This window comes from Serratia sp. H402Y, from assembly GCF_051172415.1.
GTDB lineage: Bacteria > Pseudomonadota > Gammaproteobacteria > Enterobacterales > Enterobacteriaceae > Serratia > Serratia ureilytica.
Map to the genome: position 1 here is coordinate 419,811 of NZ_JBPIYZ010000001.1, position 12,461 is coordinate 432,271.

Here is a 12,461-nt window from a genome sequence, read left to right on the forward strand (position 1 = left end):
GCTTATTGAACCATGAGCCATGCGAGCAGCGAGTTTATTCCGGCGCATATCGCCATCCTGACCGTGTCCGACAGCCGCGGCGCGGCGGAAGACACCTCCGGCCAATATCTGCAGGAAGCGGCGCAGGAAGCCGGCCATCAGGTGGTGGATCGCGCCATCGTCAAAGATGACATTTACCAGATCCGCGCACGGGTTTCCGCGTGGATCGCCGATGACAACGTGCAGGCGGTGCTGATCACCGGCGGCACCGGTTTTACCGCGCGCGACAACACGCCGGAAGCGCTGTTGCCGCTGTTTGACAGAGAGGTGGAAGGGTTCGGCGAACTGTTCCGCATGGTGTCGTACGAAGAGATCGGCACCGCGACGATCCAGTCGCGCGCGCTGGCCGGTCTGGCCAACCGCACGGTGATTTTCGCCATGCCGGGCTCCACCCGCGCCTGCCGCACCGCCTGGGAGCGGATTATCGAAGAGCAGTTGGACGCGCGCCATCGCCCGTGCAACTTCCAGCCCCATTTGAAGAAGCCCTGAGTCATGACACAGCTAACCCACATTAACGCCGCCGGCGAAGCCCATATGGTCGACGTTTCCGCCAAGGCCGAAACGGTGCGCGAGGCGCGCGCCGAAGCCTTCGTCGACATGTTGCCCGCCACGCTGGCGATGATCGTCGACGGCAGCCATCACAAGGGCGACGTGTTCGCCACGGCGCGCATCGCCGGCATTCAGGCGGCCAAACGCACCTGGGAACTGATCCCGCTGTGCCACCCGCTGATGTTGAGCAAGGTCGAAGTGCAGCTGGAGGCGCAAACGGAGCACAGCCGGGTGCGTATTGAAACCTGCTGCCGGCTGACCGGCAAAACCGGCGTCGAGATGGAAGCGCTGACCGCCGCCTCGGTGGCGGCATTGACCATCTATGACATGTGCAAAGCGGTACAGAAAGACATGGTGATCGGCCCGGTGCGCCTGCTGGCGAAAAGCGGCGGCAAATCCGGCGATTTTAAGGTGAACGCATGATCGATATTCTTTTCTTCGCGCAGGTGCGCGAACTGGTGGGCACCGGCGCGCTGTCGATGCCGGCGGATTACCCGACCGTCGAGGCGCTGCGCCAGGCGCTGTGCGCGCGCGGCGATCGCTGGGCGCTGGCGCTGGAGTCCGGCAAACTGCTGGCGGCGGTCAATCAGTCGCTGGTGGCGGCGGATCACCCGCTGCGCGCCGGCGATGAAGTGGCCTTCTTCCCGCCGGTTACCGGGGGGTAAGCATGGAAAACACCCGCATTCGCGTGGGCGAAGCGCCGTTCAACGTCGGCGACGAGTATCAGTGGCTGGCGCAGTGCGACGCCGACGGCGCGGTGGTGACCTTCACCGGCAAGGTGCGCAACCATAACCTCGGGGACGATGTCAGCGCGCTGACGCTGGAACACTACCCCGGCATGACCGAGAAGGCGCTGGCGGAGATCGTGGCCGAGGCGCGCAGCCGTTGGCCGCTGGAGCGCGTGACGGTGATCCACCGCGTCGGCGCGCTGTATCCCGGCGACGAGATCGTGTTCGTCGGCGTGACCGGCGCGCACCGCGGCATGGCGTTCGCCGCCAGCGAGTTCATCATGGACTACCTGAAGACCCGCGCGCCGTTCTGGAAGCGCGAAGCGACCGGCCAGGGCGATCGTTGGGTGGACGCTCGCGACAGCGATCGTCAGGCCGCGCAGCGCTGGCATGACGCGGCTAAATAACGCCTCAACAGCGGAAACAAATCAAGACCTTTGCCGCTTTCGCGCGGCCTATTCTGTGGTACGCTTATAGCAGGCGAAGCCCCGTTTACGGGGCTTCGGAATCTTGTTTACAACGCAAAAGGTAACCGTCATGGACCGATATCCACGCTCTAATGGTTCAATCGTCGAACGTGCCAACAGCGGCATTCAGGCCTACATGGCGCAGGTTTACGGCTGGATGACCTGCGGTCTGCTGCTGACGGCGTTCGTTTCCTGGTATGCGGCCAATACGCCCGCGATCCTCAACTTCATCTTCTCCAGCCAGATCACCTTCTTCGGTCTGATCATCGCCCAGTTGGCGCTGGTGTTCGTGATTTCCGGCATGGTCAACCGCCTGAGCGGCGCGGTGGCCACCTCGTTGTTCATGCTGTACTCGGCGCTGACCGGGCTGACGCTGTCGAGCATCTTTATCGCGTACACCTACAGCTCGATCGCCAGCACTTTCGTAGTCACCGCCGGCATGTTCGGCGCGATGAGCCTGTACGGCTACACCACCAAGCGCGATCTGAGCGGCTTCGGCAGCATGTTGTTCATGGCGCTGATCGGCATCGTGCTGGCTTCGCTGGTGAACATCTGGCTGAAAAGCACCGCGCTGATGTGGGCGATTACCTACATCGGGGTGGTGGTGTTCGTCGGCCTGACCGCGTACGACACGCAGAAACTCAAGGCGATGGGCGAGCAGCTGAACGCCGATGATAAAGACGGCTTCCGCAAGTACGCCATCGTTGGCGCGCTGACGCTGTATCTCGACTTCATCAACCTGTTCCTGATGTTGCTGCGCATTTTCGGCAACCGCCGCTAAATCCGTCGTCTTTCATGCCTTAGGGTATTTGGCGATCAAAAAGCTCTGCATGTGACATGCAGAGCTTTTTTTATGCGATCTTGCGGCGGAACAGCGCGTAGGCGGCGCTGCCGGTGGTGGCGGTGATCACCAGCAGCGGCCACAGGCTGCGCCAGATAATGCTGAAGCTGGCGTCCTTCAGGTAGATCTGCTTGGTGATGTCGGTGAAGTGGCGTATCGGATTCACCCAGGTCAGATCCTGCAGCCACACCGGCATATTCTCCACCGGCGAGACATACCCCGAGAGCAGGATCGCCGGCATCATGAACACGAACACGCCGATAAACGCCTGCTGCTGAGTGGCGCACAGCGACGAGATCAGCAGGCCGAAACCGACCAGCGACAGCCCGTAGATCAACATGGTGGCGTAGAACAGCAGCAGCGATCCGGCGAACGGGATCTGATACAGGAAGATGCCGATCAACAGCACGATGCTGGCCTGGAAGCTGGCGACGATCAGCGCCGGCACCGCCTTGCCGATAAAGATCTGCCAGGTGGTGAGCGGCGAGACCAGCAGCTGTTCCAGCGTGCCCTGTTCACGTTCGCGCGCCACCGACAGCGAGGTGACGATCAGCACGCCGATGGTGGTGATCATGGCGATCAGCGACGGCACCACGAACCATTTGTAGTCCAGATTCGGGTTATACCAGTTGCGTACCACCAGTTCGCTGTTGTTGGGTTTCGCGCGGTTGCCGAGCAGCTCGTTCTGATATTCCTGCACGATCTGCTGCACGTAGTTGGCGGCGATCTGCGCGCTGTTGGAGTTGCGCCCGTCGAGCAGCAGCTGCAGCGGCGCGGTGTTGCCGGTGGCGATATCGCGCGAGAACTGCGCCGGGAAGCGGATCAGCAGCAGCGCCCGCTGGTTGTCGATGGTGGTCTTTATCTCCTGCGGATTGCGCAGCAGCAGGACATGGGAGAAGGCTTTGGCCTTGGCGAAGCGCTGGGTCAGCTCCACCGAGGCCTGGCCGCTGTCCTCGCTGTAGACCGCGATGGTGGCGTTGGTGACCTCCAGCGTCGCGGCGAACGGGAACAGCAGCACCTGCAGGATCACTGGCATGATTAAAATGGCGCGGGTTTGCGGATCGCGCAGCAGCGCCTGCATTTCCTTGATGATGAGCGTCAACAGACGGTGAAACATCACTCTTTCTCCTCAATCCAGCCGGCGCTGGGTTTTCCAGGCCGTCAGGCCGATGAACACCACGGCGGAAGCGATCAGGAACAGCAGATTGATCGCCAGCACGGTGCCGACGTTGCCCGCCAGGAACAGCGTTTGCAGCGTGCTGACGAAGTAACGCGCGGGAATGATGTAGGTCACCGCGCGTACGATGGCCGGCATGCTGTCGATCTGGAAGATGAAGCCGGACAGCATGATCGACGGCAGGAAGGCGGCGTTCAGCGCCACCATCGCCGCGTTGAACTGGTTGCGGGTGAGGGTGGAGATCAGCAGGCCCATGCCGAGGGTGCTGGCGAGGAACAGGCTGCTGATCAGCAGCAGGATCGGCAGCGAACCGCGATAGGGCACGCCGAGCACCCAGACCGCCACCGCCATGCACAGCGCCATGGCGATCATGCCGAGGAAGTAATACGGGATCAGCTTGGAGAGCAGCAGCTCGCTGCGCGTCACCTGGGTGGAGAGCAGGGCTTCCATGGTGCCGCGCTCCCATTCGCGGGCGATCACCAGCGAGGTGAGAATGGCGCCGATCACCGTCATGATGATGGTGATGGCGCCGGGAATGATGTAGTGCCGGCTGATGGCCGCCGGATTGAACCAGTAGCGCATCTGCACGTCAATCAGCGGCTTGTCGTTGCTCCCCCGATCGGCGGCGCGCTGCTGCTGCCAAACTTGCCATACGCCCTGGGCATAGCCCTGCACGAAGTTGGCGGTGTTCGGCTCGCTGCCGTCGGTGATCACCTGGATGGGGGCGCTGTCGTGCGGGCGCGCCATGCGCTGGTCGAAATCCACCGGGATCACCACCAGGCCGCGGATCGTGCCGGCCTGCATCTGCTGGATCAGCTGCTGGCGGTTGTCGCTGATGGTCGGTTCGATATAGGGCGAACCGGCGAACGCCTGGGCCAGATCGCGCGCGTCTTCGCTCTGTTGCTCCATCAGAATGCCCAGATGCAGCTTGCTGGAGTCCAGGTTGATGCCGTAGCCGAAGATAAACAGCAGCATCAGCGGGATAACGAAGGCGATCAGGCCGCTGCTGGGATCGCGCAGTATTTGCCGCGTCTCCTTCAGGCACAGCGCGCGCAGTCGGCGCCAGGAGAAGCCGCCGTCGTCGATTGGGGCTCGATTGTCGCTCACCGCGGTTCCTCCTCGTCGTAGCCCTGCACCAGTTCGATAAACGCCTGTTCCATCGAGGGGTTGGGGTTGTCGTCGCGCGCTACCTGTTGTTTGAGATCGTCCGGCGTGCCGGCGGCGATGATCTTGCCGCGATACACCAGGCCGATGCGGTCGCAGTATTCCGCCTCGTCCATAAAGTGGGTGGTCACCATCACCGTGACGCCCTTGTCGACCATGCCGTTGATGTGCAGCCAGAACTCGCGCCGCGTCAGCGGATCGACACCGGAGGTCGGTTCGTCGAGGAACAGAATATCCGGTTCGTGCATCAGCGCGCAGGCCAGCGCCAGGCGTTGCTTGAAGCCGAGCGGCAGGGCATCCGGCGTCTGATCGAGGATCGGCGCGAAGTTGAAGGCGCGGGACATCTCGTCGATTTTGTCGCGCTGCGCCTTGCCGCTCAGGCCGTAGACCCCGGAGAAGAACTTCAGGTTCTGCGCCACCGTCAGGTTGCCGTACAGCGAGAATTTTTGCGCCATGTAGCCGAGGCGTTGGCGCGCCTTGCCGGAACTGGTCTTCAGATCCATCCCCAGCACCAGCGCCTTGCCGCCGGACGGCACCAGCAGGCCGCACATCATTTTGAAGGTGGTGGACTTGCCGGCGCCGTTCGGGCCGAGCAGGCCGAAGATTTCGCCACGCCGCACCTGAAAATCGACGTGATCGGTGGCGGCGAAATCGCCGAATTTCTTGGTCAGCTGCACCGCTTCAATCACCGTTTCACCGCTTTCTCCGTCAACGGTCGGCATGATCTCCGCCAGCGCCGAGCGATGGTTGGGGCCGCCGCCGAGCAGATCGATAAACGCATCCTCGAAGCGCGGATCCGCTTCGTCCAGTTCGGCGTCCGGCAGATCCAGCGCCTGCAGCAGCTGCCGATGATCTTCGCCTTCTTTCAGGATCAGGCGCAGGTACTTGCCCTGGATCACGCCGTCGGTGACCGCCGGCAGGCAGATCGCCCGCTGCAGCAACGATCGATGGCTGCCGGGCGGCGCGGCGATCAACACCGTGCGTCCGGCCATGCGCTGGGTCAGATCCTGCGGCGCGCCGCTGAACAGCAGCTCGCCCTCGTTGAGCAGCAGCACTTCGCGACACTGCTCGGCCTCGTCGAGATAAGAGGTGCTCCACAGGATCAACATGCCGTCATTGGCCAGCTCGTGCACCATGCGCCACAGCTCGCGGCGCGAGATCGGATCGACGCCGACGCCCGGTTCGTCCAGCAGCAGCACCTGGGGTTCGCCCACCAGCGTGCAGGCCAGTCCCAGTTTTTGCTTCATGCCGCCGGACAGCTTGCCCGCCAGACGCTCGGTGAAGCGGGTCAGATCGGTGAATTTCAGCAGCCGTTCGAAGGTCTGGCGGCGAAGATCGCCGGTGACGCCGCGCAGATCGGCGTACAGCGTCAGGTTCTCCATCACCGTCAGATCCTCATACAGCCCGAACTTCTGCGGCATGTAGCCGAGGATCGCATGCAGTTGGCGATCCTGGCCGATCGGATCCAGCCCGGCGACCCGCAGTTTGCCGCTGCTTGGCTTCAGCAGCCCGGCCAGCATGCGCAGCAGGGTGGTTTTGCCGGCGCCGTCCGGGCCGACCAGTCCGATGACCGCGCCGCTGCGCAGGGTGGTGGTCAGGCTGGCGACCGCCGGTTTCTCAAGCGACGGGAAGCGCTTTTCCAGCCCTTCCAACTCGATGGTGTGCGCCTGTTCCATGGCCGGCCTCAGGGTTTGGCGAAGCGCAGGGTGACCGGCATGCCCTGACGCAGCGCATCGTCGGCGTCGGTGACGATCACCCGCAGGCGGTACACCAGATCGGTGCGCAGATCCGGCGTTTCAACGCTTTTCGGCGTGAATTCCGCGGTCGGCGAGACGAAACCGATCTTGCCGTGGTAAGGCTTGCCGGGGCGGCCGTCGGTGTAGATCTCAAGCTCGGTGCCGGGCACCGCCTGGTTCAGGCTGGTTTCGTTGACGTAGGCGCGCACCCACACCGGCCGGGTCAACGACAGGGTGAACACCGTGCCACCGGCGCCGAGCATGGTGCCCGGTTCTACCGCACGGGTCAGCACCGTACCGGCGGAAGGGGAGAGCAGCGTGGCGTCTTGCAGGTTCAATTGCGCCTGCGCCAACGCCGCTTCGCTTTGCGCCACCTCGGCCTTGGCCTGTTCAATTTCTTGCGGGCGGTTGCCGCTGCGGTATTGCGACAGTTTGTCTTTCGCCGCTTGCAGGTTGGCCAGCGCCTGGTTGCGGGCGGTGCGCGCATCCTCCAGCGCGTCGGCGGAGGTGGCGTTTTTCGCCCACAGCCCTTGCTGGCGCTTCAGGAAACTGTCGGCGTAGGCGAAAGCGGACTGGCGCTGCGCCATTTCTGACTGCACCTGGGCTATCTCTTCGCTGCGATAGCCGGCCTGCAGCAGCGACAGTTTGGCGCGCGCGCTGCCGACATTGGCTTCGGCCTGTTGCAGCGCGTTGCGGTAGGGAGCATCGTCCAGTTTGCCGAGCAGCTGGCCCGGCTGAACGGTATCGCCTTCATCCACCGTCAGCGACGCCAGGCGGCCGTCGACGCGAAAGCCGAGGTTGACCGTGCGGATATCGACGTTGCCGTACAGCGTCAGCGGCCGCTCCTGCTGCTGTTGGTAATGCCATACCCCGTAAGCGACGGCCGCGATCAGCAGAATCAACAACACGATCAAGGCACTGCGTTTTTTGTTCATAACACTCCCTGCCTGAATTTACGCGCCGTGACGTTGGCGCAGCCCAATAACTAAAATCTCGATATGCTCGCTCAGCACCGCCGCGATTTGCGCCGCTTCGCCCTCACCAATCTCTTGCCAGCCGGCCTGACGGCGGATGGTCTCCCGCGCTACGCGGAACGACAGCACCTCGCCGATCAGCGCATGGGTATGCAACACGAGGCGGGCAGCGCGTTCGTCGATGCCGGTGGCGGCCGACAGCAGGCGGCACAGCCGTTCGTGCATCGGCGCGATCACCTGGCGGTGGATCAGCGGGTAGGCGTCGGTTGGGGCGAGCTGTTCGCGCGACATGATTTTGCTCAGATTCAGTGTGTGCGGCTGGGTCATCAGCTCGCTGAAGGCCAGCAGGCCACGCTGCAGCAAACGCAGCGCCGCGTCGGGCGATCGCTGTGCGGCAGGCTGCTGCCCAAAGCGATCGACCTCTTCGGCCAGCGGGGCGAACGCCTGCTGGATGAAATCGGCGAGCGACTGCGCCACGGCCAGATACAGCCCCTCTTTGGAGCTGAAGTAGTAGGTGATGGCGGCGATATTCTGGCCGGCGCGCTGGGCGATATCGCGGGTGGTGGCGCCCTGCAGGCCATATTCACCGAACAGGTCGGTCGCCGCGGCGAGCAGTTGCCGACGCGTTTGCTCGCCGCGCGCCCGGCCGGCGGCCTGATGAGGGACGGAAGCTGGCATAGGTCACGCTCAAAGTTAATCAATCATATGATTAACTTTATGCCAGATTGTTTAAAACGCAACCGCTAACCACAATGAGTTATGTGACCGACTTCAGATAATGCTGAATTTACGGCAGATTGTGCTCTCTGCACGTAAAAGTGCTTTTTATTGCGCGACTTCTGTTACAATCGCCGCCTGGTGCACTGCAGTTTGTGCCAATCCCTCGTGGTCATGCTTAATGCCCCGTCTGATCATCCTCCCAGGAAACTGCACCGAACACTGTTAGGTTAGGGGGGATCTGGAGTTTTTCTCTTTATGTCATTTGAAACCCTCGGCTTAAGTGCTGAAATTGTGCGCGCTGTTGAAGAACAGGGCTATCGCGAACCGACGCCAATTCAGCGTCAGGCTATCCCTGTCGTGCTGGAAGGTCGTGACCTGATGGCCAGCGCCCAGACCGGCACCGGTAAAACCGCCGGTTTTACCCTGCCGCTGTTGCAGCTGCTGAGCAAGCATGACCATCCGGTCAAAGGCCGTCGCCCGGTGCGCGCGCTGATCCTGACGCCAACCCGTGAGCTGGCGGCGCAGATCGGCGAAAACGTCGATGCCTACAGCAAACACCTGCGCCTGCGTTCGCTGGTGGTGTTTGGCGGCGTGAGCATCAACCCGCAGATGATGAAGCTGCGCGGCGGCGTCGATATCCTGGTGGCGACGCCGGGGCGTCTGCTGGATCTGGAACATCAGAACGCGGTTGACCTGTCCAAAATCGAAATTCTGGTGCTGGACGAAGCGGACCGCATGTTGGACATGGGCTTTATCCATGACATCCGTCGCGTGCTGGCCAAGCTGCCGGCCAAGCGCCAGAACCTGCTGTTCTCCGCCACCTTCTCCGACGACATCAAGGCGCTGGCCAACAAACTGCTGCATAACCCGGCCTCGGTGGAAGTGGCTCGCCGCAATACCGCGTCCGAGCAGATCGAGCAGAGCGTGCACTTCGTCGACAAGAAGCGTAAGCGGGAACTGCTGTCGCAGATGATCGGCGAAGGCGACTGGAAACAGGTGCTGGTCTTTACCCGCACCAAGCATGGCGCCAACCACCTGGCGGAACAGCTGAACAAAGACGGCATCACCGCCGCGGCGATCCACGGCAACAAGAGCCAGGGCGCCCGTACCCGTGCGCTGGCCGATTTTAAAGACGGCCGCATCCGCGTGCTGGTGGCGACCGACATTGCGGCGCGCGGTCTGGATATCGACCAGTTGCCGCACGTGGTGAACTACGAGCTGCCTAACGTGCCGGAAGACTACGTGCACCGCATCGGCCGCACCGGCCGCGCGGAGCGTACCGGCGAAGCCATCTCGCTGGTGTGCGTGGATGAACACAAGCTGCTGCGCGACATCGAGCGTCTGCTGAAGCGTGAAATTCCGCGCATTGCACTGCCGGGCTACGAGCCGGATCCGACCATCAAGGCCGAGCCGATCATCAACGGCCGCCAGGGTGGCGGACGCGGCGCGCCGCGCGGCAACGGCGGTGGCCAGCGTTCCGGTAACGGCGGCGGTCAGCGCAGCGGTAACGCCAACGGCGGCCAGCGTGAAAACCGTGGCAACGGTAACGGCAACGCTCGCCCGCAGGGTGACGGCCAGCGCCGTTCCGGCGCGCCGGCCTCGCGTCGCCCGCGCAACCGCAAACCGGCCGAATAAGCCCGATTGCGCAAAAGCAAGCCGCCTGTATGGGCGGCTTTTTTTTTGCCTGGCGGAACGACATTTTCGTACTAGGCTGGACGGTGGCTATCCCTACATTCCAGGAGACGGAGATGAAATTGAAGTGCGCAATTCTTGATGATTACCAGCAGGTGGCGCTCAACATGGCGGATTGGTCAGCGCTGGCCGATCGGGTGGAGGTGTCCGCCATCAGCGCGCACTTTGCCGATGAGGCGGAGCTGGCGGTGCATCTGCAGGAATGCGACATTCTGGTCATCATGCGCGAGCGCACGCCGATAACCGCCTCGCTGCTGGCGAGGCTGCCGCAGCTGAAGCTGCTGATCACCTCCGGCATGCGCAATGCCGCTATCGATTTGGCCGCCGCCGCTGAGCGCGGCGTAGTCGTGTGCGGCACCCGCAGCGGGTCGGCGGCGCCGATGGAGTTGACCTGGGCGCTGCTGCTCGGGCTGGCCAAGCATATCGTGCCGGAAAGCGCCGGGCTGCGGAACAACGGCCCGTGGCAGCTGGGCTTGGGCGTCACGCTGCAGGGGAAGACGCTGGGGCTGCTGGGGCTGGGCAAGATCGGCGGCCAAATGGCCAGGGTGGCACAGGCGTTCGGCATGCGGGTGCTGGCCTGGAGCCAGAACCTGACGGCGGAACGGGCAGCGCAGGAGGGCGCCCTGCTGGCGCCGTCCAAACGTGCGCTGTTCGAGCAGAGCGATTTTGTCTCCATTCACCTGGTGCTGAGCGATCGCAGCCGTGGGCTGGTAGGGCGGGACGAATTGACGGCGATGAAACCCACCGCTTACCTGATCAACACCTCGCGCGCGGGGATCGTCGATCGGGCGGCGCTGGTGGACGTGCTGCAACAGCGGAAGATTGCCGGCGCCGGGCTGGACGTGTTCGAGACGGAGCCGCTGCCGGCCGACGATGTGTTTCGTCAACTGCCCAACGTGCTGGCGACGCCGCATGTGGGTTACGTGGCGGACGACAACTACCGCGCCTACTTCACCGAGGCGGTCGAGGACATTGCGGCGTTTCTCGCCGGTCAACCGATCCGTCGGCTGGGCTGACGGCGTTTTTAATGCCCGCAGAGGCTTGTCTGGCGCGGGCATTCACCCGTATCATTGCGGGTCTTTTTTTAGCTGGGATTGGTCATGCGCGTATTATTGGCTCCGATGGAGGGCGTTCTCGACTCTTTGGTGCGTGAGTTACTCACCGAAGTGAACGACTACGATCTGTGCATCACCGAATTTTTGCGTGTGGTCGATCAGCTGCTGCCGGCCAAGTCGTTCTACCGGCTGTGCCCGGAGCTGCGTCACGCCAGCCGCACGCCGTCGGGCACGCTGGTGCGGGTACAGCTGCTGGGGCAGTACCCGCAGTGGCTGGCGGAGAACGCCGCGCGCGCGGTGGAATTGGGCTCTTACGGCGTCGATCTCAACTGCGGCTGCCCGTCCAAGCTGGTGAACGGCAGCGGCGGCGGGGCGACGCTGCTCAAAGATCCGGAATTGATCTACCAGGGCGCCAAAGCGATGCGCGCGGCGGTGCCGGCCCATCTGCCGGTCACGGTGAAGGTGCGCCTGGGCTGGGACTCTTCCAATCGCAGCTTTGAAATCGCCGATGCGGTGCAGCAGGCGGGCGCCAGCGAACTGACGGTGCACGGCCGCACCAAAGAGGACGGCTACAAGGCGGATCGCATCAACTGGGCGGCGATCGGCGAGATCCGTCAGCGGCTGAGCATCCCGGTTGTCGCCAACGGCGAGATCTGGGATTACCAGAGCGCGCAGGATTGCCTGCAGACGACCGGCTGTGACGCCATCATGCTGGGGCGCGGCGCGCTCAACGTGCCGAACCTGAGCCGGGTGGTGAAATATAACGAACCGCGCATGCCCTGGCCGCAGGTGGTTGAGCTGCTGCAAAAATACGTCCATCTGGAAAAGCAGGGCGACACCGGCTTGTATCACGTGGCGCGCATTAAACAGTGGCTGGGTTATTTGCGTAAAGAATATGATGAAGCAACTGAACTGTTCAGCGAAATACGCGCGCTGACGACGTCCGGGGATATTGCGCGCGTCATCTGCCGCAGCTGAAAATAAACCCGCGCGTGGCGGGTTTATTTAAATTGGCATTATCAGGCGGCTTTATCAAGACGGTTTAATTCTATCTCGATATCCTGAATGGTTTTTTCCAGTCCTTCCAGACAGGCGCCCTGTTTATTCAATAGGTCGTTAATGGCTTCGGCGAATGCCTTATTTTTGCATTCCCCCTGATCGAAGGCCAGCCAGTGTGCGGAGAGCGTCTCGATATTCGACTGCGCGTAGTGGCGCATTTCCTTCAGCTGGGAAGCGACATTGCGTAAATTATCCAGCTGCGCCTGTGCATTTGCATTGTTGCTCATGAATTTCTCCTTGAGTTGGCCGTTAAATAATTT

General features: G+C 62.6%; 14 protein-coding genes. 8 read left to right on the forward strand and 6 right to left on the reverse strand.

What is annotated here, in order from left to right:
* The first annotated feature begins 12 nt into the window (after positions 1 to 12).
* The 5 genes from moaB to ACSBQS_RS02175 all read left to right on the forward strand — a co-directional run bounded on the left by moaB (position 13) and on the right by ACSBQS_RS02175 (position 2,564).
* Positions 13 to 528: a molybdenum cofactor biosynthesis protein B gene (gene moaB, locus ACSBQS_RS02155; protein ID WP_033642238.1), complete on the forward strand. Its 516-nt coding sequence runs from the start codon at positions 13 to 15 to the stop codon at positions 526 to 528.
* Positions 529 to 531: 3 nt separating this feature from the next.
* The gene (moaC, locus tag ACSBQS_RS02160) at positions 532 to 1,011 is read left to right on the forward strand and encodes a cyclic pyranopterin monophosphate synthase MoaC (RefSeq protein ID WP_025301929.1); all 480 of its coding nucleotides are present in this window, start codon (positions 532 to 534) and stop codon (positions 1,009 to 1,011) included.
* Positions 1,008 to 1,253: a molybdopterin synthase sulfur carrier subunit gene (moaD, locus tag ACSBQS_RS02165; protein WP_004939768.1), complete on the forward strand. Its 246-nt coding sequence runs from the start codon at positions 1,008 to 1,010 to the stop codon at positions 1,251 to 1,253. Before moaC ends, moaD begins: the two co-directional genes overlap by 4 nt.
* 2 nt (positions 1,254 to 1,255) lie before the next feature.
* Positions 1,256 to 1,723 carry a molybdopterin synthase catalytic subunit MoaE gene (moaE, locus tag ACSBQS_RS02170; RefSeq protein WP_072628147.1) on the forward strand — a complete coding sequence of 156 codons (468 nt, stop codon included), beginning with the start codon at positions 1,256 to 1,258 and terminating at the stop codon, positions 1,721 to 1,723.
* Between the two features lie 130 nt (positions 1,724 to 1,853).
* Entirely contained in the window at positions 1,854 to 2,564 is a 711-nt protein-coding gene (locus ACSBQS_RS02175; protein ID WP_004939761.1) for a Bax inhibitor-1/YccA family protein, read from the forward strand.
* A 70-nt stretch (positions 2,565 to 2,634) separates the two neighbouring features.
* Here the strand turns inward: ACSBQS_RS02175 and ACSBQS_RS02180 are convergent, their stop codons facing one another.
* Genes ACSBQS_RS02180 through cecR form a run of 5 tightly spaced genes read right to left on the reverse strand, consistent with a single transcriptional unit; the run spans position 2,635 to position 8,353 of the window.
* Positions 2,635 to 3,741 (reverse strand): ABC transporter permease, encoded by a 1,107-nt coding sequence (locus tag ACSBQS_RS02180; RefSeq protein ID WP_033652362.1) that lies wholly within the window; start codon positions 3,739 to 3,741, stop codon positions 2,635 to 2,637.
* A 12-nt stretch (positions 3,742 to 3,753) separates the two neighbouring features.
* Positions 3,754 to 4,908: an ABC transporter permease gene (locus ACSBQS_RS02185; protein ID WP_042783887.1), complete on the reverse strand. Its 1,155-nt coding sequence runs from the start codon at positions 4,906 to 4,908 to the stop codon at positions 3,754 to 3,756.
* Positions 4,905 to 6,641 carry an ATP-binding cassette domain-containing protein gene (locus ACSBQS_RS02190; RefSeq protein WP_099785322.1) on the reverse strand — a complete coding sequence of 579 codons (1,737 nt, stop codon included), beginning with the start codon at positions 6,639 to 6,641 and terminating at the stop codon, positions 4,905 to 4,907. The genes ACSBQS_RS02185 and ACSBQS_RS02190 overlap by 4 nt, the downstream gene beginning before the upstream one ends.
* 8 nt (positions 6,642 to 6,649) lie before the next feature.
* A complete protein-coding gene (gene hlyD, locus ACSBQS_RS02195; protein WP_033642244.1) occupies positions 6,650 to 7,636 on the reverse strand; it encodes a secretion protein HlyD in 987 nt (328 codons plus the stop codon).
* Between the two features lie 18 nt (positions 7,637 to 7,654).
* Positions 7,655 to 8,353: a transcriptional regulator CecR gene (gene cecR, locus ACSBQS_RS02200; RefSeq protein ID WP_033642245.1), complete on the reverse strand. Its 699-nt coding sequence runs from the start codon at positions 8,351 to 8,353 to the stop codon at positions 7,655 to 7,657.
* A 297-nt stretch (positions 8,354 to 8,650) separates the two neighbouring features.
* On the opposite strand from cecR, the gene rhlE reads away from it, so the two are divergent.
* From rhlE to dusC, 3 genes are all read left to right on the forward strand, one after another.
* Positions 8,651 to 10,030, forward strand: a complete 1,380-nt coding sequence (rhlE, locus tag ACSBQS_RS02205; protein WP_042783890.1) for an ATP-dependent RNA helicase RhlE — start codon at positions 8,651 to 8,653, stop codon at positions 10,028 to 10,030.
* Positions 10,031 to 10,143: 113 nt separating this feature from the next.
* Positions 10,144 to 11,103: a D-2-hydroxyacid dehydrogenase family protein gene (locus tag ACSBQS_RS02210; RefSeq protein ID WP_047025668.1), complete on the forward strand. Its 960-nt coding sequence runs from the start codon at positions 10,144 to 10,146 to the stop codon at positions 11,101 to 11,103.
* 84 nt (positions 11,104 to 11,187) lie between these two features.
* Positions 11,188 to 12,120, forward strand: coding sequence for a tRNA dihydrouridine(16) synthase DusC (gene dusC / locus ACSBQS_RS02215; protein WP_033652368.1), 933 nt, complete (start codon positions 11,188 to 11,190; stop codon positions 12,118 to 12,120).
* A gap of 41 nt (positions 12,121 to 12,161) precedes the next feature.
* Here the strand turns inward: dusC and ACSBQS_RS02220 are convergent, their stop codons facing one another.
* Positions 12,162 to 12,428, reverse strand: coding sequence for a hypothetical protein (locus ACSBQS_RS02220; protein ID WP_033642249.1), 267 nt, complete (start codon positions 12,426 to 12,428; stop codon positions 12,162 to 12,164).
* Between the last annotated feature and the right edge of the window lie 33 nt (positions 12,429 to 12,461).

Excerpts from the sequence above, each read along its gene's own strand:
- moaB (WP_033642238.1), top strand. The coding sequence starts at position 13 with ATGAGCCATGCGAGCAGCGAGTTTATTCCGGCGCATATCGCCATCCTG.
- moaC (WP_025301929.1), top strand. The coding sequence starts at position 532 with ATGACACAGCTAACCCACATTAACGCCGCCGGCGAAGCCCATATGGTC.
- moaD (WP_004939768.1), top strand. The coding sequence starts at position 1,008 with ATGATCGATATTCTTTTCTTCGCGCAGGTGCGCGAACTGGTGGGCACC.
- moaE (WP_072628147.1), top strand. The coding sequence starts at position 1,256 with ATGGAAAACACCCGCATTCGCGTGGGCGAAGCGCCGTTCAACGTCGGC.
- ACSBQS_RS02175 (WP_004939761.1), top strand. The coding sequence starts at position 1,854 with ATGGACCGATATCCACGCTCTAATGGTTCAATCGTCGAACGTGCCAAC.
- ACSBQS_RS02180 (WP_033652362.1), bottom strand. The coding sequence starts at position 3,741 with ATGTTTCACCGTCTGTTGACGCTCATCATCAAGGAAATGCAGGCGCTG.
- ACSBQS_RS02190 (WP_099785322.1), bottom strand. The coding sequence starts at position 6,641 with ATGGAACAGGCGCACACCATCGAGTTGGAAGGGCTGGAAAAGCGCTTC.
- hlyD (WP_033642244.1), bottom strand. The coding sequence starts at position 7,636 with ATGAACAAAAAACGCAGTGCCTTGATCGTGTTGTTGATTCTGCTGATC.
- cecR (WP_033642245.1), bottom strand. The coding sequence starts at position 8,353 with ATGCCAGCTTCCGTCCCTCATCAGGCCGCCGGCCGGGCGCGCGGCGAG.
- rhlE (WP_042783890.1), top strand. The coding sequence starts at position 8,651 with ATGTCATTTGAAACCCTCGGCTTAAGTGCTGAAATTGTGCGCGCTGTT.
- ACSBQS_RS02210 (WP_047025668.1), top strand. The coding sequence starts at position 10,144 with ATGAAATTGAAGTGCGCAATTCTTGATGATTACCAGCAGGTGGCGCTC.
- dusC (WP_033652368.1), top strand. The coding sequence starts at position 11,188 with ATGCGCGTATTATTGGCTCCGATGGAGGGCGTTCTCGACTCTTTGGTG.
- ACSBQS_RS02220 (WP_033642249.1), bottom strand. The coding sequence starts at position 12,428 with ATGAGCAACAATGCAAATGCACAGGCGCAGCTGGATAATTTACGCAAT.